The organism is Achromobacter sp. HZ34 (assembly GCF_002209485.1).
Lineage (GTDB): Bacteria > Pseudomonadota > Gammaproteobacteria > Burkholderiales > Burkholderiaceae_B > Bordetella_C.
The window spans coordinates 1-23,520 of record NZ_NJIX01000008.1 but is presented as its reverse complement, the minus strand read 5'-3'; the positions used below and the strand labels follow the sequence as shown (position 1 = coordinate 23,520).

Annotated in this window: 16 protein-coding genes; 8 read left to right on the top strand and 8 right to left on the bottom strand. The window is 65.6% G+C overall.

The window, feature by feature from the left end; translation table 11 throughout:
• Positions 1-331: 331 nt before the first annotated feature.
• Positions 332-991, top strand: coding sequence for a hypothetical protein (locus CEY05_RS26060; protein WP_088600196.1), 660 nt, complete (start codon positions 332-334; stop codon positions 989-991).
• Between the two features lie 13 nt (positions 992-1,004).
• Here CEY05_RS26060 and lpxO read toward each other — a convergent pair whose 3' ends face one another.
• Positions 1,005-1,904 carry a lipid A hydroxylase LpxO gene (gene lpxO / locus CEY05_RS26055; RefSeq protein ID WP_088600195.1) on the bottom strand — a complete coding sequence of 300 codons (900 nt, stop codon included), beginning with the start codon at positions 1,902-1,904 and terminating at the stop codon, positions 1,005-1,007.
• Positions 1,905-2,000: 96 nt separating this feature from the next.
• Here lpxO and dnaE point away from each other — a divergent pair, with 96 nt between their 5' ends.
• From dnaE to CEY05_RS26025, 6 genes are all read left to right on the top strand, one after another.
• Positions 2,001-5,492: a DNA polymerase III subunit alpha gene (dnaE, locus tag CEY05_RS26050; protein WP_088600446.1), complete on the top strand. Its 3,492-nt coding sequence runs from the start codon at positions 2,001-2,003 to the stop codon at positions 5,490-5,492.
• Positions 5,492-6,595: a glycosyltransferase family 4 protein gene (locus CEY05_RS26045; protein ID WP_088600194.1), complete on the top strand. Its 1,104-nt coding sequence runs from the start codon at positions 5,492-5,494 to the stop codon at positions 6,593-6,595. The genes dnaE and CEY05_RS26045 overlap by 1 nt, the downstream gene beginning before the upstream one ends.
• Positions 6,596-6,630: 35 nt before the next feature.
• Positions 6,631-7,560, top strand: coding sequence for a polysaccharide deacetylase family protein (locus CEY05_RS26040; protein WP_088600445.1), 930 nt, complete (start codon positions 6,631-6,633; stop codon positions 7,558-7,560).
• The gene (locus CEY05_RS26035) at positions 7,557-8,414 is read left to right on the top strand and encodes a glycosyltransferase family 2 protein (protein ID WP_088600193.1); all 858 of its coding nucleotides are present in this window, start codon (positions 7,557-7,559) and stop codon (positions 8,412-8,414) included. The genes CEY05_RS26040 and CEY05_RS26035 overlap by 4 nt, the downstream gene beginning before the upstream one ends.
• A complete protein-coding gene (locus CEY05_RS26030; RefSeq protein ID WP_088600192.1) occupies positions 8,411-9,532 on the top strand; it encodes a glycosyltransferase in 1,122 nt (373 codons plus the stop codon). The genes CEY05_RS26035 and CEY05_RS26030 overlap by 4 nt, the downstream gene beginning before the upstream one ends.
• A gap of 81 nt (positions 9,533-9,613) precedes the next feature.
• Complete coding sequence (locus CEY05_RS26025; protein ID WP_088600191.1) at positions 9,614-10,339, top strand: polysaccharide deacetylase family protein; 726 nt, start codon at positions 9,614-9,616, stop codon at positions 10,337-10,339.
• A 93-nt stretch (positions 10,340-10,432) separates the two neighbouring features.
• On the opposite strand, the gene CEY05_RS26020 is transcribed toward CEY05_RS26025, so the two are convergent.
• The 5 genes from CEY05_RS26020 to CEY05_RS26000 all read right to left on the bottom strand — a co-directional run bounded on the left by CEY05_RS26020 (position 10,433) and on the right by CEY05_RS26000 (position 19,481).
• Complete coding sequence (locus CEY05_RS26020; RefSeq protein ID WP_088600190.1) at positions 10,433-13,495, bottom strand: autotransporter domain-containing protein; 3,063 nt, start codon at positions 13,493-13,495, stop codon at positions 10,433-10,435.
• 307 nt (positions 13,496-13,802) lie between these two features.
• Positions 13,803-17,111: a S8 family serine peptidase gene (locus CEY05_RS26015; protein ID WP_158219433.1), complete on the bottom strand. Its 3,309-nt coding sequence runs from the start codon at positions 17,109-17,111 to the stop codon at positions 13,803-13,805.
• Between the two features lie 216 nt (positions 17,112-17,327).
• The gene (locus tag CEY05_RS26010) at positions 17,328-17,597 is read right to left on the bottom strand and encodes a YkgJ family cysteine cluster protein (RefSeq protein WP_088600188.1); all 270 of its coding nucleotides are present in this window, start codon (positions 17,595-17,597) and stop codon (positions 17,328-17,330) included.
• Complete coding sequence (locus CEY05_RS26005; protein WP_088600187.1) at positions 17,597-18,364, bottom strand: YdcF family protein; 768 nt, start codon at positions 18,362-18,364, stop codon at positions 17,597-17,599. Before CEY05_RS26005 ends, CEY05_RS26010 begins: the two co-directional genes overlap by 1 nt.
• Positions 18,365-18,398: 34 nt before the next feature.
• Entirely contained in the window at positions 18,399-19,481 is a 1,083-nt protein-coding gene (locus CEY05_RS26000; RefSeq protein ID WP_088600186.1) for a glycosyltransferase family 9 protein, read from the bottom strand.
• A 124-nt stretch (positions 19,482-19,605) separates the two neighbouring features.
• Between CEY05_RS26000 and msbA the strand changes: the two genes are divergently transcribed.
• Positions 19,606-21,384 (top strand): lipid A export permease/ATP-binding protein MsbA, encoded by a 1,779-nt coding sequence (gene msbA, locus CEY05_RS25995; RefSeq protein WP_088600185.1) that lies wholly within the window; start codon positions 19,606-19,608, stop codon positions 21,382-21,384.
• A gap of 2 nt (positions 21,385-21,386) precedes the next feature.
• On the opposite strand, the gene rng is transcribed toward msbA, so the two are convergent.
• A complete protein-coding gene (gene rng / locus CEY05_RS25990; RefSeq protein ID WP_088600184.1) occupies positions 21,387-22,871 on the bottom strand; it encodes a ribonuclease G in 1,485 nt (494 codons plus the stop codon).
• Positions 22,872-23,279: 408 nt separating this feature from the next.
• A partial coding sequence (locus CEY05_RS31310; protein WP_233161716.1) for a hypothetical protein occupies positions 23,280-23,520 on the bottom strand: 241 nt, incomplete at its 5' end.

Sequence of the window (23,520 nt, the reverse complement as noted above, 5' to 3'; positions counted from 1 at the left end):
CTTTCTATTTTTTGAAAGATTTGCGGAGGGACATACGATGGGCGGGATTCAATCTATTTTTTCATCCATGGCGTGGTCATGCACACACGCGAACCCTGCGGATGCGGACGCCGAGGATCCGCCTTACGGTCCCGCTACCCCGGCAGCATCCTCGTCGCCTGGACGGGCGCGTGGCCGCTCGGGTGGCGTCAATTCGGCCGAGACCCCGACCCCGAGCATCAGCGATACGGGGGCTTCATCCTTTACAAGGGCATCCGGGCGCCGTGCGCGGGTCCTGGCCGACCAAGGGCCCAGCGTCGCAGCCTCTGGCCGTCCGGCCAGCGCGGCGCCCGTGGATGACTGCCGCATCGGCGAGAGCACCTATTCCATCGCCTATCTGCGCGAATTGGCGGCTTGGGCGGTGGCGGGCGACAGCGCTTCCAGGCCCGCGCGCATCAAGTGCGCTGCCTGGGTCCTGTGCATGCAGCCAGGCGACGTCCTGATACAACGTGATGACGGCAAGCTCGAATTTTTCGTGAAACGTCTCTGGGGCGGACCCACCGACTATATGGTGATCCCCGCGCCCCGGCCAGGGAATGAAGCGTTCTGGCCACCGTTCGCCTGGTACCACGATGCCAAAAAGGCACTGGACGACGCGTATCTCGGCCGTGGCTCAACGGCCGCGAATGGCGCCACGGTTGCCGGCACCGGCAATGACGCGTCAGCCCGGCCGCCTTTGCCGCCCGATCAGGAATGGGCGGAGTACGACATGCTGCATGCCGCGCTGCACTACTATCCCGCTGGCGGCCTCGCCAGCAAGGGCATCGGCGACATTGCCCGCGAGCAGATGTACCGCAGGGCCTATCTCATCAGGTCGAAACATCCGACCGGGCTACGGCTCGTCGCCCATGCCTCCGTCCGCCTGCCGGCGTTGACAGCGGTTAATGAAGTGCCGAAGCCGCCGTCCAAGCCCCGTTTCCCCGAGGGCAGGGGCGGCGAAGTCCTGCTGTAGCGCCCGTCTCCGCCTACAGCCAGACGAAGGCGCCGATCACCAGGACCACCAGCCCCCACTTCACGCTCTTGTACACCGTCCGGTTCCAGGCCTTGAACTGCTTGCGCTTCTGGTCGATCTTGTGGTGGAAGTGGGTCAGCTGGTTGATGGCGCCGGTCTTGTCGCCGCTGTCGTTGGGCGAGCTGGCGGCCGACATCACCACGCGGCCGAACCAGTGGTTGAAGGCTTCCGCCCACCGCCATTTCAGGGGACGCTCGACGTCGCAGAACAGGATCACGCGATTGGCGCCCGAACGATTGTGCGCTTCGTGGATGTAGGTCTCGTCGAACACCACGCCTTCGCCATCGCGCCAGCTGTAAGACTGGCCGTCCACCTCGATATAGCAACGGTCGTCGTTGGGCGTGGCCAGGCCCAGGTGATAGCGCAGCGATCCGGAGAACGGATCGCGGTGCTTGTTCAGCTTGCCGCCGTCGGGCAGCTCGGCGAACATCGCCGCCTTGATCGACGGGATGGACTTCAGGATGGCGACCGTGCGCGGGCACAATTCCTCGGCCGAAGGGTGGCGGGCGTCATACCACTTCAGGTAGAAGCGCTTCCAGCCGTACTTGAAGAAGGAATTGAAGCCGATGTCATCGTTGTTCTCGGCGGCCTTGATGCGGCGCAGATCCTGCATCCGCAATGCCTCGTCACGAATGATTTCCCAGTTGTCCTGCAGCTTCTGCAGCTCGGGAAACTCCCGCGTCGAGACATAGGGCGACGTCGGCACGCGCGACGTCAGCACCATGAAGGCGTTGACCGGCGCCAGCAGGACCGAGTGGTCCAGGAATACGCGCGACCACGACAGTCGCACCTTGCCTCTAAAGTGACCATAGAGGATGGCGGCCAGCCACAGGCCGGGAATCAGCCATTTCATAGCGTAAAACACCGTTCAATCTGAGATAACCGCTTATTCTTGCACACACGGCTCCAAACCGCGCGCGAAAAAGGCGCCCTGGGTACAATCGCGGTCATGTCCGAAGCCGTCACAGCCCCGTCCCCCTTTGTCCATTTGCGTGTCCACTCCGAGTTTTCGGTGGTGGATGGACTCGTCCGCATTCCCGATCTGATCAAGCGCGTCGCCAAGCTGGGCCAGCCCGCCGTGGCGCTGACCGACCTGTCCAACCTGTTCGGCCTGATCAAGTTCTACAAGGGCGCGCGCGGCGCCGGCATCAAGCCGATCGCCGGCTGCGATCTGTGGCTGACCAATGACGAAGACCGCGACAAGCCGTTTCGCGTGCTGGTCCTGGTGCGCAACCGCCAAGGCTATCTGAATCTTTGCGAATTGCTGTCACGCGCCTTTCTGACCAATCAGCACAAGGGCCGCGCCGAAGTGCGGCGCGACTGGCTGCTGGCCAGCGACGGGCTCATCGTGCTGTCCGGCGGTCGCGCCGGCGACGTCGGCCAGGCCTTGGAGGCCGGTAACGCGGTGACCGCGCTGGCCCTGGCGCGGGTGTGGGCGCAGGCCTTTCCGGGCGCGTATTACGTCGAGCTGCACCGGGCCGGTTTCGATGGCGACGAAGCCTATACCCAGGCCGCCATGCGCCTGGCCGCCGAAGCCCACCTGCCCGTGGTCGCCACCCATCCCGTGCAGTTCCTCGACCGCGAGGAATTCCAGGCGCATGAAGCGCGCGTCTGCATCGCCGAGGGCGAAATCCTTGCCAACCCGCGCCGGGTGCGCCGGTTCACCGAGGAACAGTATCTGGCCGACAGCACGGAAATGGCGCGCCGCTTCGCCGACGTGCCCTCGGCCCTGGCGAATACGGTGGAAATCGCCAAGCGCTGCAACCTGACCCTGGTGCTGGGCAAGCCGCGCCTGCCCAACTTCCCCACGCCCGAAGGCGTGGGCCTGGACGACTATCTGGTCCAGCTGTCGGAAGAGGGTCTGGAAAAGCGGATGGAGTTCCTCTATCCGGACGCGGCCGAGCGTGACAGCAAGCGCGAGCAGTACTACGAACGCCTGCGCTGGGAATGCAAGACCATCATCCAGATGGGCTTCCCGGGCTACTTCTTGATCGTGCAGGACTTCATCAACTGGGGCAAGAGCAACGGCGTCCCGGTCGGTCCCGGCCGGGGTTCGGGCGCCGGCTCGCTGGTGGCCTATGCGCTGGGCATCACCGACCTCGACCCCATCCGCTATGACTTGCTGTTCGAACGCTTCCTGAATCCGGAGCGGGTGTCCATGCCCGACTTCGATATCGACTTCTGCCAGGACAATCGCGAACGCGTCATCGACTACGTGAAGGAAAAGTACGGCCGCGCGGCCGTCAGCCAGATCGCCACGTTCGGTACGCTGGGCGCCAAGGCCGTGGTGCGCGACGCCGGCCGCGTGCTGGACATGCCTTACCTGTTCTGCGACGGCCTGTCCAAGCTGATCCCCTTCAATCCGGCCGATCCCTGGTCGCTGGAGCGCACGCTCAAGGACGAGCCGGCATTCAAGGAACGCTACGAGCAGGAAGAAGAAGTGCGCGGCCTGGTCGACCTGGCCCAGCCGCTCGAAGGCCTCACCCGCAACATCGGCATGCACGCCGGCGGCGTGCTGATCGCCCCCGGCAAGCTCACCGACTTCTGCCCGCTGTATTGCCAGCCCGGGCAGGAAAACAGCGCCGTGTCGCAGTTCGACAAGGACGACGTCGAAGCCGCCGGCCTGGTGAAGTTCGACTTCCTGGGCTTGCGCAACCTGACCATCCTGGACTGGGCCGTGCGCTATGTGCGCCAGTTCAACGAGACCAAGCGCGACTTCGACATCATGGCCTTGCCGCTGGACGACCAGGCGGCCTACAAGGTGTTGACCGACGCCAATACGACGGCCGTGTTCCAGCTGGAATCGCGCGGCATGAAGGAGCTGCTGAAGAAGCTGCGCCCCAGCAACTTCGAAGACATCATCGCCATGCTGGCGCTCTACCGTCCGGGGCCGCTGGAATCCGGCATGGTGGACGACTTCGTCAACCGCAAGCACGGCCGCGCGCCGGTGGACTACTTCCACGACGATCTGGAAGCCACCCTGAAGAGCACCTACGGGGTCATCGTCTACCAAGAGCAGGTGATGCTGATCTCGCAGATCATCGGCGGCTACTCGCTGGGCGGCGCCGACTTGCTGCGCCGCGCGATGGGTAAGAAAAAGGCCGAGGAAATGGCCAAGCACCGCGAGCTGTTCCAGAAGGGCGCGGTGGAGAAGGGGCACGATCCCGACCTGGCGGTCAAGCTGTTCGACCTGATGGAAAAGTTCGCCGGCTACGGCTTCAACAAGTCGCACTCGGCCGCGTACGCGCTGATTTCCTACCAGACCGCCTGGCTCAAGGCCTATCACCCCACGGAATTCCTGGCCGCCACCATGTCGTCCGATATGGACGACACGGACAAAGTGCAGATTTTCTGCCGCGACGCCATCGACAACGGCGTGGTGGTGCTGCCGCCGGACGTCAATGCGTCGGGCTACCGCTTCCTGCCGGTCGAGGACGACTACACGGCCAAGGGCCAGCCGCCGCGCACCATGCGCTACGGCCTGGGCGCGGTCAAGGGCACCGGCCAGGGCGCGGTCGAGGAAATCGTGCGCGCCCGCGAACAGGACGGGGTGTTCAAGGACCTGTTCGACTTCTGCCGCCGCGTCAACAAGCATGCGGTCAACCGCCGCACCGTCGAAGCCCTGATCCGCGCCGGCGCCTTCGATTCCATCGAGCCGAATCGCGCAGCCATGCTGGCGTCGGTGCCGACGGCCATGGAAGCGGCCGAGCAGGCCGCGCGCAGCGCCAACCAGGTTTCGCTGTTCGGCGACGACAGCAGCGACGTCGTGGCCAGCGAGCTGTCCAAGGTGGCGCCCTGGAACCTGCACACCCGCCTGTCCGAGGAAAAGCAGGCGCTGGGCTATTTCTTCAGCGGCCACCTGTTCGACGCCTGGCGCGACGAAGTGCGCCGCATCGTGCCGATGACGCTGGTGCGCCTGGAACCGCAACGCGATCTGCAATGGATGTGCGGCGTGCTGGCCGGCGTGCGCGTGATGATGACGCGGCGCGGCAAGATGGTGTTCGCGGTGATCGACGACGGTACCGCGCAGGTGGAAGTCTCGGTGTTCAACGAGTTGTACGAGAAGCACCGTAATCGCCTGCGCGAGGACCAGCTGATCATCGTGCAGGGCAAGGTCAGCAATGACGAATACTCGGGCGGCATGCGCATCGTGGCCGACTCGCTGTACGACCTGCAACTGGCGCGCGAAGCGCGTGCCCGCGTGCTGCGTGTGCGCCTGAACGGCAATGCCAACGCCGAACAGTTGCGCAAGCTGCTCAATCCCTATCGCGCCGAGCCGGAGAACGGCATTGCCGGCATTCCGGTCGAAGTCGAATACAACAAGGACAACTTCCGCTGCACGGTACGCCTGAGCGAAGAATGGCGGGTGCGCATGGCGGATACCCTGCTGGAGCAACTGAGCCAGTGGGCGCGTCCAGACGGCGTGGAGATCTCGTACTGATGCAACCCTTGCGCATACTCCATTCCGAAGCCGCCACCGCCTTCGGCGGCCAGGAGCACCGCATCTTCAAGGAAATGATCGCCATGCGCGAGCGTGGCCACCATATGGAAGCGGTGGTGCAGTCGCGCGCGCAACTGGTGGAACGCCTGGGTGACGCGGGCTTCACCGTGCACAAGGTGGACATGGCCGGCGTGCCCAACTACTTCAAGGGCATCGCCGCCATCAAGCGCATCCTGCGCGCGGGCCACTACGACGTGCTGAATACCCACAGCCGGCGCGACACGGTGATCGCCGCGCCGGCGGCGCGGCTGGCGGGCACGCCGCCGCTGATCGTGCGCACCCGTCACCTTGCCAGCAAGGTCGGTTCGATGTGGTCGTATACGTGGCTGCCGCATCGGGTCACCACGGTCAGCGACCACGTGCGCGAATACCTGATCACGCGTGGCGTGCCGCGCGAACGCGTCGCTACGCTGTATTCGCCCATCGTGCCGCCGCCGCCCATCGAAAGGTCGACGCTGCGGGAAGAATTGAAGCTGTCCGACAGCGACATCGTGGTCGGCTGCGTGGCCGTGATGCGGCCCGCCAAGGGACACCGCGCGCTGATCGACGCGATGCTGCCCTTGATGCGCACGCGCCCCAATCTGCACCTGGTCTTCGTCGGCAGCGGTTCGCCCACGTTCGAGCGGGTGCAGGCCTATATCGCTGAATTGGGCCTGCAGTCGCACATCCATTTGATGGGCACGCGCCGCGACGTGCCCAACCTGCTGGCCGGCTTCGACCTGTTCGCCCTGGCCACGGAGCAGGAGGCATCCGGCACCGTCTATGTCGAGGCCCAGGCCAGCGGCCTGCCGGTGGTGGGTACCGACGTGGGCGGCGTGTCGGAAATGTTCAAGGACGGGGTGTCCGGTTTCCTGGTGCAGCTGCATGACCAGGCCGCGTTGACCAATGCGCTGCAACGCCTGATCGACGATCCGGCATTGCGCAAGACCATGGGCGATGCGGGGCGGCGCATGATCCGCGAGGAAGGCATCTTCTCACCGGAGCGCCTGGCCGAGCGCACCGAAGCGGTCTACCGCAAGTGGCTGGCGGAGCGCGGCGCATGAAGGACGTGATCAAGGATCCGCTGAGCGTGGCGCCCATCAAGGCCGCGCATAACGTGCCGGTGCTGATGTATCACCACATCACGCCGGCCGGCGGCATGATCAACACCACGCCGGCCAATTTCGAAAGCCAGATCGCCTGGCTGGCGCGCAATGGCTATACCGCGCTGACCGCGGAACGCTTCGCGGGCCATCTGGCGGGACGTCCGGTGCCGGACAAGTCGGTGCTGATCACCTTCGACGACGGCTATCTGGATAACTGGGTCTACGCGCATCCGGTGCTGCAACGCTACGGCATGCATGCCGTGCTGTTCGTGATTACCGGCTGGATCGGCGAGGGCCCGGTGCGTCCCTACGAAGGCCTGGACGGCGTGCCCGCGGCCAGCCTGCCGGCCGCGCCGGACCACGATGCCAGCAAGAAGCTGATCGAAGCCGGCCGCCATGACGACGTCATGCTGCGCTGGAGCGAGATCGAGGCCATGCGCGCGGCGGGGACCTTCGAGTTCCACAGCCATACGCATACCCATACGCGTTGGGACCAGGTCTGCGGTCCGGACGTGGCGTCCAAGCGGGCGCACGTCGCCAAGGAGCTGGCGGATTCGCGCGCGACCTTGCAGGCGCGGCTGGGCGAGGTCAGCGATCATCTGTGCTGGCCGCAAGGCTATTTCGACGGCGACTACATGCAGGAAGGCCGGACGGCGGGCTTCGGGCATTTCTATACGACGGATCCCTTCGGCCAGAACGTGGCGAATGCGGCGCCCGGCACGCCTGCCACCCCCGACGCTACCGGCACGCCTGGCTCCGGCGGGCCCGAGCACATCTACCGCTTCGCCGTGCGCAACCAGCCCGCCGCGTGGCTGGCCAAGCGCCTGTGGTGGGCGGCGCATCCCTTCTGGGGGCCGAAGTACAACGCCTGGAAGTCCTGGAAGAAATCCTGGAGGAAGCGCCTGCGGGGTCGCCGTTCATGAAGCTGTCGGTCATCATGATCACCAAGAACGAAGCGGCAAATATCGTCGATTGCCTGGATTCGGTGACGTTCGCCGACGAGTTCATCGTGGTCGACTCGGGCAGCACCGACAACACGGTGGAACTGGCGCGCGAGATGGGTGCGACGGTGCTGCAGACCGCGGACTGGCCCGGTTTCGGCCCCCAGAAGAACCGCGCGCTGGATCTGGCGCAAGGCGAATGGGTGCTGTCCATCGACGCCGACGAACGTGTCACGCCGGAGTTGGCGGCGGAGATTTGCCGCAAGATCGGGATAGACGCCGGCAAAGGTCCTGGAGCCGCTCCCGGCGTGTCCCGCGACACGGATGCCAAGGACGCCTATGAAATCCCGCGCCTGTCCGAATTCTGTGGCCGTTTCATCCGCCACAGCGGCTGGTGGCCGGACCCGGTGCTGCGGCTGTTCCGCCGCGGCATGGGGCGTTTTACCGATGCCGCCGTCCACGAGAAAGTGGTGCCCGTGGGGACGTGGCGAGCTGGGCGCTTGCAGGCCCATTTCATCCACTACTCCTATCCCGACCTGGACGCGCTGATCGCCAAGAGCAATCGCTATTCCTCCGACGCCGCCACGATGATGTACGCGCGCGGCAAGCGGGCGTCGATCTTCAGCGCGCTGGGCCATGGGTTCTGGACCTTCATCCGCATCTACCTGATCCGGCGCGGTTTCCTCGATGGGCGCCAGGGCGTGGTGCTGGCCGTGACGGCCGCGGCCGGCAGCTTTTCCCGTTATGCCAAGCTGATGTTCATGGGTGATGAGGACAAGCGCCTGCAGGACGCCGCGGAACGCCGCGGCGATGCCGGGTCACACACGCGACCATGAAGATCCTTTATACAAATTTCCACCCGCGCAATGGCGGCGGGCACGTCACCTACATACTCAACCTGGTGCGTGGCCTGGCGCCGGCGCATGACATCACCGTGGCGACGCCTGGCACCAGCCGCCTGTATCGCTACGCGGGCGCCATCCCCGGCGTCAAGGTGGTGGATGCCCGCTTCAGCACGCGCGCCGCGGGCTTTTTCGCGGAACGCGCGGCACTGCGCCGGTTGATGGCGGCCGAGCGTTACGACGTCGTGCATGTGAACGGCTCATCCGATCACCGGCACATCATGCTGGCGGCGTTGGGCATGAAGCGCCCGCGCATCGTATTCACCAAGCACAACGACCTGCCGCTGGACACGCTGGGCCATCGCTTGCGCGCGCGCTACGCCACCGACCGCGTGATCGCCGTCAGCGACTACGTGGCCGGGCTGCTGCGCCAGTCGCCGTATCGCGCCTTGCCCATCACCACCATTCGGCACGGCATCGATACCGACTACTTCGCGCCGCCGTCGGCATCACTGCACGAGTCCCTGCGCGAGCGTTACTTCGGCCCGGCCTGGCGCGGCAAGATCCTGCTGGGCAGTGCCGGCGGTACCGATTATGACAAGGGCTGGCTGGACCTGATGGCGGCCCTGGCGGCCCTGGCGCCGGCACAGCGCGAACGCTTCCGCGTGCTGGTGGCGGGCGATCCGCCCAACGACGTCAAGATGGCGCGTGTGCGCGAACTGGGCGTGCAGGACCTGGTGATTTTTCCCGGCCTGCTGGACGACGTCAGGCCGGCGCTGGCCGCCTGCGATGTCGGCTTCGTGCTGTCCTACCGCGAAGCCTTGTCCTTCGCCTGTCGTGAAGTGATGGCCCTGGGCTTGCCGGCCTTGGTGACCAATGCGGGCGGCCTGCCCGAAAACGTCATCGACGGCGTCGACGGCTGGATCGTGCCGGTGCGCGCGCCCGAGGCCATCGCCCGCGTGCTGCGCGGCATCCTGGATGACCCCGCGTGTGTCGCCACCATGGGTAGCGCCGCGCGCGAACGCAGCGCGCGCGAATTCAGCCTGGCGCCTTTCGTCGCCAGCACGCTGGAGGTGTACCAGGCAGCGCTGGCCGGAAGTCCTTCGCGATAACCGGCCGACACTATCATTTGCCGATCCGCCGGCTCGTCATTGGCAAGCGCGGGCTCCATGACATCAACAGGCGCTGATTCCATGCCGATTCCCATCCTCATGTATCACCAGATCGGCCCGATGCCGCCGGCGGGATCGCCGTATCGCGGCCTGACCGTGCATCCGGCGCGCTTTCGGCGCCAGATGGCCTGGTTGCGCCGCTTCGGCTATCGCGGCTTGTCGATGCGCGACCTGATGCCTTATGTGCGCGGCGAACGCCAGGGCAAGGTGATCGGTATCACCTTCGATGACGGCTATCGCAACGTGCATCGCCACGCCTTGCCCATCCTGCGTGAACTGGACTACACGGCCACCAATTACTTCGTCGCGCGCCAGTTCGACGGGTCCAATGTGTGGGATGCAGGGAAAGGCGTGCCGCCATCGCCCTTGATGTCCGTGCAGGAAATGCGCGAATGGGCAGCGGCCGGCATGGAAGTGGGATCGCACACGCTGGATCACGTCCACCTGCCGCAACTGACGCCGGAAGACGCCATGTGCCAGATCGCCGAGTCTCGCCGCGAACTGGAAGCGGCCCTGGGCCAGGCGGTCTCTGCCTTCTGCTATCCCTACGGCGAGTACACGCCGGACCATTGCCGCATGGCGCGCGCGGCCGGCTACGACAACGCCACCGTGACGCGGCGCGGCCTGGTGCATGCCGGCGACGATCCCTATGAATTGAAGCGCGTATTGGTCGCTGGCGGCACCAGCCTGTTCAGCTTCCTGCGCAAGACGTTGACGTCCTACGAAGACAAACGCCGGCGCCCTTGAAGGACGCCGGCGCTCGTGCCGGGTCAGCCGCGGCCACCCATGCCGCGTTGCTTGCTGGTTTCGCTTACCGCGGCCACCGGCCTGCCACGCCCCTCAGAACCGCCACGTGAAGTTCGCTCTGACGCCGTGGTCCTTGGCGCGATCGCCGAAGGTGCCGGCGTAGCCCAGGTTGACGGACCCGTTGCGGCTGAAGTCCCACGTCGAGCCCACGCCCACCAGCAGCGCGTCGCGGTTGCGCGGCAGGCCCTGGGTGTTGAACGTCACCGACCGCTCCAGATTCATCCGGGTCGACGGCGTGAGGTTGCCGTAGGCATGTTGCCAGGCCACTTGGGCATGTGCCCCTATCTTGCCGTTGGAGCCCAGGTCCCAGGTGTTCTGCGCCCGCACACCCAGGGTGCTGCTGAGGTTGCCCTGGGTGGACTCCTTGCCGATGAGATTGGCCGCGCCGGCGCCTGATTCCTTGAAGTCCCTGGTCAGCGCGCGGTCGTAGGCCAGGCCGACATAGGGCTCCACCGTGGCATCGCCGAAGGCGAACGGCAGGCCCGCTTCACCGAAGATCTGCGCCGTGCCGGCCCTGTATTTGGCCTTGGCGGTACCGAATTCGGTGTTGCGACGGGTCTTGACGTCGGCGCTGCCCAGCGAGGCGCCGTAGCGCAGGTTGACCGCGCCCGCCTGGGTCGAGCCGTAGCCCGACAGGGAGAAGCTGCTGATGTCGGCTCTCTGTCCGGCGCCGAGCCCCTGGGTGTTGACGGTGGTGCTGCCAAACGACAGCGCGCCGCCCAGACGGGTGTTGGCCGAGACCGCGGTGTCGGCGCCGAAGATCAGGCCGCTGCCGCTGCGGCGCAGACCCGACGCGTTACCGTCACTGGCCAGCGTGCCGCGGCTGTTCAGGTATTCGCCCCAGATCCGGACGCCGCTGCCGGATGCGCCGGACGCGGCGCCCCCGCCGTTCTTGCCCGCGCGCGCCTGGCCCAGCAGCGTTTCGCGGGTTTGCGCCTGCTGCTCGGCCAGCATGCCGGTGACACTGGGGTGGATATCACCGGCCAGGCGGGTCAGGCTGTTGCGCGCCGCGTTGGCGTCGTTGGTGTTGAACAGACGCTCGAACACGGGGTTGCTCACGTGCAAGGAATCGACGGCCTTGCCCACGGCGCGTTGGTTGGCGTTCTGCGCCACGGCGCCGAAGCCACCCTTGTTGCGCTCCACGCTGACCACCAGGTTCTGGCCTCGGACGGCGGTGTTGATCGACGAGAACAACGTCGCTTCGTCGCCCTGCACCCGATCGAAGTTGCCGGTCACGCCTTCCTTGGCGTCGATCAACGCGAATTGCTTGCCCAGCAGCGACGCGTTGACGCCGTTCACTTGCAAGGTGCCGCCCTGCAGGTCGGCCTTACCGGCGACCAGCAGGCGATCGAGCGTGCCATCGCTGGCCAGGGTGGAACGGATAACGCCCTGCGGCAGCTGGGTGAAGTTGCCCCCCACGGTCAAGGTCTTGCCGGCCGGTCCGCCCGGCGCCACCACACCGCTGGACACGAGATTGCCGACCGCGCCCGAGCCGGTCAGCGTGCCGCCTGCCTGCACCTTGGTGTTGGAGCGCAGCGTCGATCCGCTCACTTGCAGGGTGCCGCCGGCAACGGTGGTGGCCCCGCTGAACGTATTGGTGCCGGTCAGCTCCAGGGTGCCGGCGCCGCGCTTGGTCAGGCCGCCATCGCCGCGGATGTCGTTGGAGAAAGTACCGCTCAAGCCCTTGGTGTCGATGTCGAAAACCTTGTCGAAGCCTTCCGCGCCGAATTCACCGGGGCCACGCGACGCACGTTCGACGTCCAGCAGGCCGCGGCCATAGATACGGCGGTCGTTCAGATGCCCCGAGTTGTTGGCGGTGGTGAGTATCACCTCCTGGGTCTGCGCGGCGGTCAGGAAGGGGAATTCGCTACGGACGATGGCGGCCGCGCCTGCCACGTGCGGGGTGGCACCGGAAGTACCCGCAAAGTGTTCGACCGTGCGTTCGCCGTCACGCCAGATCTTGCGAAAGCCGAGCGGATCGGACGACGTGTTCTTGCCTTCGCCGCTGGCCGTCTCGGGTTTTTCCTGGTCTTCCGGGGTGGGCGTGTCTTCGCCGCCGGGCGCGGCGATGCACCATTGCCACGCGTCGCCGCAACGGTTGCTGTAGCTGGCTATCTGGTTGTCGCGATCGGTGGCGACCACGGCGATGATGTTGCGCTTGAGATGCGAATAGTCGATGCTGGCCAGGCGCGGCTCGGCGCGTTGGATGAAGGGAATATCGGCCTCGCTCCTGACGTCCTCGCGTTCTTTGGTCGAGGTGCCGTCGACGAACAGGTAGGCGCCGCTGCCGTGATTGGCCGGTGAAATAAGGGGGATCAGCGCATTGCCGGAAGGATTGCGCGCGGCAACAGGTTGGTCCGTGTATTCGTTGCCGGCGGCGAAGACCATCAGAACGTCTTTCGATGCCGCGTATCCGATGGCGGCAATATCGCCGAAGTCAAGCTGGCCCTTTACAGGATTGAAGGCGATGTAGTGGCCGGACTGCTCGATGTGGTTCGTGTTGGGGGTGTCGTCCAGCTCCTTTTTTTCGGAAAAGGTGGGTGGGCCGAAGCTGCCGTTGATGACCTTGGCGCCAGCGTCGGCCAGGTAGCGGATCGCACGGGATCTGGCGTTTTCGGTGCCGTCCGCGCTGGCGTCGTCGCTGTCATCGTCGGCTCTGTCGTTCTCCACGCCGATGCCACGCGCGACCAGGATGGTCGCGCCGGGCGCGACACCGCGCACATCGCCGTTGCGCCCATTGGCGGCTGCGATGCCGGCCACCATGGTGCCGTGAAAACTTTCGCGGTCGGTCGGTCGAAAGGCGCCCGCGCCGCCAAGGCCGAAGTTGGCCGAGCGGGGATCGATACGTCCGGCGAAAGCCGGATCGTCGAACAGGCCATCATCCAGGATGCCGATCACGGAGCCGGCGCCGGTCTTGCCCTGGCGAAAGGCTTCATTGGCACGGACGCGGTCGAGGTTCCAGTCGGTGTCCGCGGCAAAGGCCAGAGGGGTGAAGGCTTGCGCGAGCATCAGGACGCTCAGCTTGGGAAGCAGGTTGAAGCGCGTGGACGGCGCAGCGGCGACGGTTCGGGGGGAATTTGCTTGGGTCTGCGTCATGACAGTTCTCTTCTCGATTCAATCGGTTCATGGATGCGTCTGGGCATCGATAAATGGTGATTGAATTGGACTATTGAACAGTCATAGTCAATAGTAGAAAAATCTCGACTACAGGAACTGTATGGACTCTTAAGTGGCTGAAAAGCAGAGGTTTTTTCTGATGAATCGATAGAAGCTACCCAGCCGCAGCCGCAGCCGCAGGCCAGCCCCAGCGCCGGGCCAGGCCGGCCAGGCAGGCCCAAGGTCCCGAGTTCTCCGGGCCACAGCTACCAGCCTCGGCGCGGCATGCCCGGGCATCGCTTATCGCCTAGAAGCGCCAGCCTGCCGTTGCCCGCACGGTATGGTCCCTGGCACGGCCGCCAAAAGCGCCGCCATAAGCCAGGTCGATCGCCCCCCTGCGGCTGAAATTCCATGTGGTGGCGGCGCTCACCAGCAAGGCGTCGCGGTTGCGTGGCAAGCCTTGCGTGGTGAAGGCGGCCGAGTCCGTCAGGCGCATCCGTGTGGCGGGTGTGATATTGCCGTAGGCGTGCAGCCAGCCCAGTTGCGCATGGACGCTCACCCTGCCGCGCCGCCCCAGGTCCCAGGCATAATTCGCACGCACGCCCAGGCTGCTGCTGATGTTGCCCTGTGTGGAGCGCTTGCCGCTCAGGCTCGCCGCGTCCGCCCCGGACTCCTTGAAGCCCTGGGTCCGCGCCCGGTCGCAGGCCGCGCCGACATAGGGTTCGACTGTCGCATCGCCGAAAGAGAACGGCATGGAGAACGGCAGGCCGGCCTCACCGAAGATCTGCGCGGTGCCAGCCTTGTATCTGGCCTTGGCGGTGCCGAAGCCGGTGTGGCGGCGTGTCTTGACTTCGCTGCTGCCCAGCGAGGCGCCATAGCGCAGGTGGACCGCGCCTGCCTGGGTCGAGCCATAGCCCGATAGCGAGACGCTGCTGATGTCGGCTTTCTGCCCGGCGCCCAAGCCCCGCGTGTGGGCGGTAGTGCTGCCGAACGACACGGCGCCACCCAGGCGCGTGGGGGCCAGGCTGGCCGAGCTGTCTGAGTTGGCCGAGCTGGCTGAATTGGACATGCTGACCGAATTGGCCGAGACAGCGGTGTCGGCGCCGAAAATCACACCGTCGCTGCGGCGGCGCAGGCCTGACGCGTTACCGTCGCTGGACAGGTTGCCGCGGCTGTTCAGGTATTCGCCCCAGACCCGCACATCACCGTTCTTGCCGTTTGCACCAGCCGTACCCGCCGTACCCGGCATACCCGGCGTACCCGGCATACCCGGCGTACTCACCGTCATCACCGTCCTCACCGTATTCACTGTACCGGCCGCGCCTGCCATACCGCGCGTGCCGTCCCCGGCGCTACGTGCCTGGCCCAGCAGCGTCGCGCGGGTCTGCGCCTGCTGTTCTGCCAGCATGCCCGTGACGCTGGGGTGGATATCGCCGGCCAGGCGGATCAGGCTGCCGCGCGCCGCATTGGCGTCATAGGTGTTGAACAAGCGTTCGAACACGGGGTTGCTCGCCGGCAACGGGTCAACGGCCTTGCCGACGCTGCGTTGGTTGGCGTTCCTGGCCACGATGCCGAATCCGCGGGGGTCGAGGCCGACGGCAACCTGCAAGCGTCGTCCCTGGGCGAAGGACGTCAATGACGCGAACAGCGAATCGCTTTGCACGCGTTCGAAGTTGCCCGTCACGCCTTGCCGCGCGTCGATCAGGGTCAACGGCTTGCCCAACGCGGCAGTTGTGATGCCTGCAACCTGCAGGGTGCCGCCGCGGATCTCGGCCTTGCCGGCAACAACGAGACGAGCCAGCGTCCCGTCGCCAGCCACCGTGGATCGAATCACGCCTTGCGGCAATTGAATAAAGTGGCCCGCCACGGACAAGCTTGCACCTGTCGCCGCACGCGTCGTCGCGCTTGCCACGCCCCGGCCGCCGACGCCGGCGCGGCGCGCACCGCTGGCATCCGGCGCGCCACCGTCATTGGGCGCTCCACTGCCTTCCGGAGTAACGCTGCCGTCCGGCGCGACGCTTTCGCCCGGCGCGACGCTGCCGCCCGGCGCGACGATGCCGTTGGACACCGTGTTGCCGACGACGCCCGTGCCGGTCAGCCAGGCGCCTCGTTGCACGCTGACATCAGAGGCAGCGATCGAGCCGCTGACATGCAGGGTCCCGCCAGCCACGACCGTGGCGCCGCTGTACGTATTGGCCCCGCTCAACGCCAGGCGTCCGGCGCCGCGCTTGACCAGGCCGCCTGTCCCCTTGATGTCGTTGGAGAAAGTGCCGTCGTCGCCCTTGGTATCGAGGTCGAAGAGCCTGTCGTAGCCTTCCGCGCCGAACTCACCGGGGCCGCGGGAAGCGCGGTCGACGTCCAGCAGGCCGTGCCCGTAGATGCCGCGGTCGCCCAGATGCCCTCTATTGTCAGCGGTGGTCAGGATCACCTCCTGGGCCTGTCCGGCGGTCAGGAAGGGGAACTCGGCGCGCACGATCGCGGCGGCGCCTGCCACATGAGGTGCCGCGCCAGAGGTTCCCACTGCTTGGACCAGGCGTCGGCCATTCGGGCCGACCGTGCGAAAGCCAAGCGGTCCGGTCTTCCCCTTGCCACCGTTGCGCGCATCGATATAGGCGGTATCACCGCCACCCTTGTCGCCGGCCGCCGCGATTTCTTTCGTGTCTTCCGGACCCGGTTCTACGTCGCCGCCGGGCGCGGCGATGCACCATTGCCACGCGTCGCCGCAACGGTTGCTGTAGCTGGCTATGTGGTTGTCGCGATCGGTGGCGACCACGGCGATGATGGTCCGCTTGAGATGCGCATAGTCGACCCGAGCCAGGCGCGGATCGGCGCCGTCCATGAGGGCCATGTCGCTTTCGCGTTGCACGTCCTCCATGTCGATGCCGTTCACCGCATATTCGTCCAGGTCGATAAAGCGGTAAACGCCACTGCCGTGATTGGCCCGCGCGATCAGGGGCAATAGCGCGTTACCGGTGGGATGGCGCGAGGCGCGGGGCTGATCGCCATATTCGTTGCCGGCGGAGAACACCATCAGGACGTCCTTCGCCGCGGCATGGTCGATCGCGGCAAAATCGTCTTCATCAGGCCGACCCGTCACCGGGTTCAAAAAGAGGTATTGCCCAGATTGCTCGAAGTAATTCTTGTTGGCGATGCGCTGGCCGGTGGACAAATCCACGAGGTATTTTTCGGAAATGCTGAGCGGCCCGTAGCTGCCGTTGATGACATGGGCGCCAACGTCGGCGGCATGGCGGATCGCCCGCGCGGTGGGGCCTTCCCAGCCCCGGTCTTCACCGCCTACCTCCAGTGCGCGCAGGTGCAGGATAGCCGCGCCAGGCGCCACGCCACGTACATCGCCGTTGCGGCCACCAGCGGCGGCGATAGCGGCCACCATGCTGCCGTGCGTCTCCTGCCGGTCGACCGCTTGATAGGCGCCGGCATCGCCATCGCCAAAATTGGCCGAGCGCGGATCGATGCGCCCGGTGAAAGCCGGGTCGTTGGCGAACAGGCCTGTATCGATGATGCCGATCCGGGCACCGGCGCCGGTCTTGCCCCGGCGGTGTGCTTCATGGACCTGGACCCGATCCAGGTTCCAATCGTCACCTTCGGCGTATGCCATGGGGCAGCAAGCGTGCCCCAGGATCACCGCGCCGACGTGAGGCAAAAGGCGAAAATGGTTGCGCTGGGCTTTGCGCCAGGGCAGGGCGAGGGCGGTCGAGCGGGAGGGAGGGGTGTTCCTGTGCGGTGTCATCTGGCTGTACGGATCGGGGTGCAAATCGACTGTGAGTACGATTTGCCCCGAAACGGTTCGCGCGCCCGCCGCGTGCGCGTGAAATCAGGACGACGCAGGCGCCGTGGCCATTTCCAACTGCGTCAGCCACGCGATGGCGTGCACCCGATCCGGCCCGCACATGTCCGCCGCGGCCTGCAGCCCGCCACAGAAAGCGGGCCGTTCCGGCTTGCCGAAGACCGCGCAACGCATGTCGTCGAGCAACTGCGTGCAGCGTTGCCCCGCGGGCTTGCCCTGCGGCATGCCGGGCAGGGGGCTGGTGATGGACGGGGCGATACAGCAGGCGCCGCAGCCGGGGCGACAGGACAAGGCCATCAGACCCAGCCCCGCAGCCAGTACACGAACAAGCCCGAATATTCCTTGATGATGGACCGGCTGGCTTCGAACGTGCGCATGTCCGGCAGCCACAGATCCATGGGCGGCTGCGTGGTCGGTACGACGATCTGCGGCAGCGAGGGCGCCGCGATGGCGGTGACGCCCTGCTTGCGGAAGGCCGCCATGGCGCGCGGCATGTGCAAGGCGGAAGTCACCAGCAGCACGGTGCCCAGATGGTGGTCGCGCAACTCGTCCTCGGTCAGCGTGGCGTTCTCGTAGGTCGTGCGGCTGAAGTTTTCCAGGATCAGGGCACGTTCGGGAATGCCGGCCTGGCGCAAGGCGTGGGCCATGCCCTGGGCCTCGCTGACGTCGCCGGACAGCGCGCCGCCCGACAGCACGATCTTGGGCGCGCGGCCGGCCAGGTACAACTGGGTGGCGGTCTGCAGGCGGGTGACCGCCGTGTCGCGGTCGAAGGGCAGGAACCAGTTCGGGCGGCTGTTGGCGGTATTGCCGCCCAGCACCACGATGGCGTCCGCCATCGGCAGTTCGGCGGGTATCCGGTAGGGATACTGCCGCTCCAGCGCGCCGCCCAGCCATAGGGAAGTGACCGGTAGCGACCACGCCAGGGCCCAGGCCAACCCGACGACGGCCAGGACGGCGCCGGTGACGCGCAGGCGAAACAACGCCAAAACCAGGCCCAGGGCGACCAGGGTCAGGCAGAGGTTCAGGGGAATGATCAGATTTGCCAGCAGACTTGCGATTTCCATACTGCAGCGATTGTTCCGAGGCAGAGCTGGTCTGTCAATCAGTGAAACACGCGGACTGGCCGCTCGATTCCAGGCAGGTTTTGATAACCGGTGCGACATCGCTCACCGCCGGCCAGTGCTCGTCCGAGCCCAGGCAGATGGCGCCGCGCGACCACGGTCCGGTGCGCTCGCGGTTGGTGACGCCGAACAGCGTGATCTGGCGCGCGCCGGCGGCGGCCGCCACGTGGGAGACGCCCGAATCATTGCACACGACCAGGGCGGCCCGGGTGGTCAGCGCGGCGAAGGCGCCCAGGCCCAAGGCCGGCAACAGGCGCGCGGTGGGGGCATTACGGCGCGCCTCATCGACTTCGGCCGGCGGCGGGCACATGACGACCTCGATGCCTTGCGCCTGCAGGTTACGCGTCAGGGTGTCGAAGTGCGGCCAGACCTTGTTGCGGCCGCGATGCAGGCCGGTGGCGGTGGGGGCGATCAGCACGAAAGGACGGATCGTGGCGGCAGAGGCCATGCCGTCATGGGCCTGGTCGCCAGATGCCCGGGTGCCGTAGGCCGCAGCGTTGGCGTCCACGCCTGTATCGGCCAACCCCGCGGCGGCAAGGGCGGCGTCGGCCGCCGCGGCCTGCTCGGCGGTCGGCGTCAGCCCAAGCTCCGGTCCGGGCTGTTCGGCCCCGGCCGGCAGGCCCCAGGCGGCCAGCGCCGTGCGCGTCAGGTGATACCAGGACTGCACCGCATGCAGGGGTGCCTTGGGTTTGGCGATGGGCCAGTGCAACAACAGGCTGCGCCCGTCGTCCCGGTAACCGGCGGTGGGAATGCCGGCCAGGCGCAACACCGCGGCGCTGGACAGCGAATCCGGCAGGCTCAGCCCGCGGCAGTCGCGCCCGCGCGCGCCGCTGTCGCGCACATGCTGGCGCAGCGCGGCGCGATCCGCGCGGAACGCCCCGCGCATCGGTACGAAGTCGTGGGCAGGCGCCACGCCGGCCAGCAGATCCCGGGCCCAGGGGCGGGCGCAGATCGTCAGGGGCAGGCCGGTGGCCTGCAGCACATACAGGGAGGGGAGGCTCATGCAAACGTCCCCGACCCAATTGGGCAGTCTGACGTACAGGCGGAGATTCGACGGCATAAAAGAAGAGGGGGAATAAAGGAGCTTTTGTCAAGGATCGGGAAAGCGGGCAAGCACGCGACATGGGTTTTCGCGAGCCAACGGTACAATCCCCGCTCAGGATTGTATAAAAGCGAGAGATTTCTTGAATTCTGCCGCACGTAACGCGCAGGCGGGTAACCACGCGGTCAAGTCCGTCATCTGGTCCCGCATCTATTCCCGTGTCGGGACCCATTGGAAAGCGCTGATTCTGGCGGTCTTGCTGATGGCGGGCGCCGCAGGCACCCAGCCCACGCTGGCCGTCATCATGAAGCCTTTGCTCGATGATGGTTTTTCCGGGACCAAACCCTATTATGTCTGGGCCATTCCGCTGGCCGTGGTCGGCTTGATCCTGCTGCGCGGCGCCTGCAACTTCTTCAGCGACTATCTGCTGGCCTGGGTGGCCAACAACGTCCTGCGCGGCATGCGCCAGGAGATGTTCGACCGCCTGCTGGGCCTGCCCGATGCCGAATTCAAGCGCGGCGACACCGGCCGGCTGCTCAACCGCTTCACCATCGACGCCGGCAACGTGACCGGCTACGCCACCGACGTGATCACCGTGCTGGTGCGCGAGTCGCTGGTGGTGGTCGCGCTGATCTGCGTGCTGCTGTACATGTCGTGGGTGCTGACCCTGATCATCCTGGTCATGTTGCCGGTGTCGGTGCTGATCGCCCGGGTGTTCATCCGGCGCCTGCGCAAGATCAATCGCGACACGGTGAACATGAACGCGGAGCTGACCCGCGTGGTCGGCGAAGGCATCGATGGCCAGCGCGTCATCAAGCTGTTCGACGGCTATGACTACGAACGCGGCCGTTTCGGCTACGTCAATTCGCGCCTGCGCCGTTTCGCCATGCGCAGCGCCGTCGCCGACGCCGCCATGACGCCGCTGACGCAGGTCTGCATTTCCATCTCGGTGGCCGCCATCATCGCCGTGGCGTTGGGGCAGGCCAACGCGGGCACGCTCACGGCCGGCAGTTTTGCCGCCTTCATGGCGTCCCTGGCGCAGCTGTTCGATCCCGTGAAGCGCCTGACCAACCTGGCCGGCAAGATGCAGCGCATGCTGGTATCCGCCGAAAGCGTGTTCACGCTGATCGACCAGGTGCCCGAGCTGGACAGCGGCACGCGCACGCTGCCGGCGCCCGTGCGCGGCAAGATCGAATTCCGCGGTGTCAGCCATCGCTTTCCCGATGCCAGCCAGGATACGGTCAGCGATATTTCGTTCAGCGTGCAGCCCGGCGAGACGGTGGCCCTGGTGGGCCGTTCCGGCAGCGGCAAGACCACGCTGGTGAACATGCTGCCCCGCTTCGTCCTGCCCACGGGTGGCAGCATCCTGGTGGACGATGTGGAGATCAACGACCTGACGCTGGCCAGCCTGCGTTCGCATCTGTCGCTGGTCAGCCAGGATGTGGTGCTGTTCGACGACACCATCGCGGTCAACGTCGGCTATGGCTCGCTGGAGCAGGCGAATGAAGAGCAGGTCATGGCCGCGCTGGAAGCCGCCAATCTGCGCGACTTCGTCACCCAGTTGCCCAAGGGCCTGCAGACGCCGGTCGGTGAGAACGCCGCGCGCCTGTCGGGCGGCCAGCGCCAGCGCCTGGCCATTGCGCGGGCGCTGATCAAGAATGCGCCCATCCTGATCCTGGACGAGGCCACCTCGGCTTTGGACAACGAATCGGAGCGCCAGGTGCAGTCCTCGCTGGAGCGCCTGATGAAGGGCCGCACCACCCTGGTCATCGCGCATCGCCTGTCCACCGTCCAGAATGCGGATCGCATCGTGGTCCTGGATGCCGGGAAAGTGGTGGAACATGGCCGCCACGAAGAACTGCTGGCGGCCAACGGCCTGTATGCGGCGCTATACCGCATGCAGTTCCGCGACCCGGACTGATTTCAAATCAGGATCAGGTCGTACTGTTCCTGGTTGTAGGTGGCCTCGACTTCCAGGGATACTTTCTTGCCGACGAAGTCGCCCAGCATCGCCAGATGGGGGCTTTCTTCTTCCAGGAACAGGTCGACCACCTCCTGCGACGCCAGGATGCGGAATTCCTTCGGATTGAACTGGCGCGCCTCGCGCAGGATCTCGCGCAGGATTTCATAGCAGACCGTGCGCGCCGTCCGCACATGGCCGCGCGACTGGCAGGTCGGGCAGGATTCGCACAATTGGTGCGCCAGTGAATCGCGCGTGCGCTTGCGGGTCATCTCCACCAGGCCCAGCTGGGTAAAGCCATTGACCGTCATGCGCGTGCGGTCGCGCGACAGCGCCTTGCGCAACTCGGACAGCACGGTGTCGCGATGTTCCGGGTCTTCCATGTCGATGAAGTCCAGGATCACGATGCCGCCCAGATTGCGCAGCCGCAGTTGCCGCGCGATGGCTTGGGCCGCCTCCAGATTGGTCTTGAAGATCGTGTCGTCGAAATTGCGCCCGCCCACGAAGCCGCCGGTATTGACGTCCACCGTGGTCAGCGCCTCGGTCTGGTCGATGATCAGGTAGCCGCCGGATTTCAGGTCGACGCGGCGCGACAGCGCCCGCGCAATCTCTTCGTCGACATTGGCCATGTCGAACAAGGGCCGCTCGCCACTGTAGTGCGTAATGCGCTCGACCACGGAGGGCGTATACAGCTTGGCCCATTCAATCAGGTTGACAGTGGTGGTGCGCGAATCGACACGGATGGTGCCGGTGCGCGGGCCCACCATGTCGCGCAACACGCGCTGGGCCAGCGTCAGGTCCTGGTGCAACACGGTCGGCGCGGGCTGGCTGCGTGCCTGGGCCTGCACGCTGGACCAGAGCTTGCGCAGGTATTCCAGATCGGCCTGCAATTCGTCGTCGGTGGCGCCCTCGGCCTGGGTGCGCACGATGAAGCCGCCTTTTTCTTCGGCGGGTACCAGCGCATGCAGGCGTTCGCGCAATTGCACGCGTTCGGCCTCGGATTCGATCTTCTGCGAGATGCCTATATGGGGATCATGCGGCAAGTGGACCAGCATGCGCCCCGCGATACTGATCTGGGTCGACAGCCGTGCGCCCTTGGTGCCAAGCGGATCCTTGATCACCTGCACCATCAGCGTCTGCCCCTCGAACAGCAGCTTCTCGATCGGCGTGGGCGTCAGGCCCTGGCTGCGCTCGCTGCGGTTCTCGCGCAGGTCGGCAATATGGATGAAGGCGGCCCGTTCCAGCCCGATATCGACGAAAGCGCTCTGCATGCCGGGCAGCACACGGACCACGCGGCCCAGATAGACGTTGCCCACCTGGCCCCGCTGGATGCTGCGTTCTACGTGCAACTCCTGGACCGCGCCCTGCTCGATGATGGCGACGCGGGTTTCGAAAGGCGTGACGTTGATCAGTATGTCTTCTTGAGGCAGCACGGTGCTAGAGGGCATGGTCGATGTTTCTTCTATATATATGTATGTGGTGTTCTGCAGCGGTTGCGGCCATGCGGCGGATGAGGACGGATGGCTGGCCGTTAATGGTTGAAGTCTATCCACAAAGTGAGCCGCCGTGGCGTTGGCGCGGTATGGCCAGGCAATCAGGTAGCTGCTTATTACCCTGCCGGGGCGATATCGCTACCTCCGTGGGCGTGTGCAGGCATCGCTTCAAGATGCGCGGAGGGGTGCTTCAGCAAGATATTTAAGTTTTTTTGCGGCTGACTTGCGCACGCCAAAAAAACCGTGCTAATATCTCTTTCTTCGCTGCTCAAACGCAAACGCGACAACGAACCAGAAGCCCCAGGGTAGACGGTTCGAAGCCAAGCAGGGTAGCGAAGGTGAAGTGAGATGATGAAGCAGTTTTCAGGTTGAGCGCTTAGCGCCGCCAAAAACGGTTTCAGCGAGATCCGGCAACGAATCGAGCAAAGCAGGTTTCAAATGCAGGGCGGTGACTTCCAAGAAGCACGCAGCGTTTGAAAGAAGTAAAAAAAGTTCAGAAATGAATTTGACAACTTCGAAAAACTGCTTCATAATCTCGTTTCTCTGCTGCTGAAACAGCAACGCGGCGAAAGCAGCGAAGCGAGTGAGTAAGCAGCAAGGTAGT

Bases quoted from the DNA above. Each gene is read 5' to 3' on its own strand.
- lpxO (WP_088600195.1), bottom strand. From the start codon at position 1,904: ATGAAATGGCTGATTCCCGGCCTGTGGCTGGCCGCCATCCTCTATGGT.
- dnaE (WP_088600446.1), top strand. From the start codon at position 2,001: ATGTCCGAAGCCGTCACAGCCCCGTCCCCCTTTGTCCATTTGCGTGTC.
- CEY05_RS26045 (WP_088600194.1), top strand. From the start codon at position 5,492: ATGCAACCCTTGCGCATACTCCATTCCGAAGCCGCCACCGCCTTCGGC.
- CEY05_RS26035 (WP_088600193.1), top strand. From the start codon at position 7,557: ATGAAGCTGTCGGTCATCATGATCACCAAGAACGAAGCGGCAAATATC.
- CEY05_RS26030 (WP_088600192.1), top strand. From the start codon at position 8,411: ATGAAGATCCTTTATACAAATTTCCACCCGCGCAATGGCGGCGGGCAC.
- CEY05_RS26025 (WP_088600191.1), top strand. From the start codon at position 9,614: ATGCCGATTCCCATCCTCATGTATCACCAGATCGGCCCGATGCCGCCG.
- CEY05_RS26020 (WP_088600190.1), bottom strand. From the start codon at position 13,495: ATGACGCAGACCCAAGCAAATTCCCCCCGAACCGTCGCCGCTGCGCCG.
- CEY05_RS26015 (WP_158219433.1), bottom strand. From the start codon at position 17,111: ATGGCATACGCCGAAGGTGACGATTGGAACCTGGATCGGGTCCAGGTC.
- CEY05_RS26010 (WP_088600188.1), bottom strand. From the start codon at position 17,597: ATGGCCTTGTCCTGTCGCCCCGGCTGCGGCGCCTGCTGTATCGCCCCG.
- CEY05_RS26005 (WP_088600187.1), bottom strand. From the start codon at position 18,364: ATGGAAATCGCAAGTCTGCTGGCAAATCTGATCATTCCCCTGAACCTC.
- CEY05_RS26000 (WP_088600186.1), bottom strand. From the start codon at position 19,481: ATGCCGTCGAATCTCCGCCTGTACGTCAGACTGCCCAATTGGGTCGGG.
- rng (WP_088600184.1), bottom strand. From the start codon at position 22,871: ATGCCCTCTAGCACCGTGCTGCCTCAAGAAGACATACTGATCAACGTC.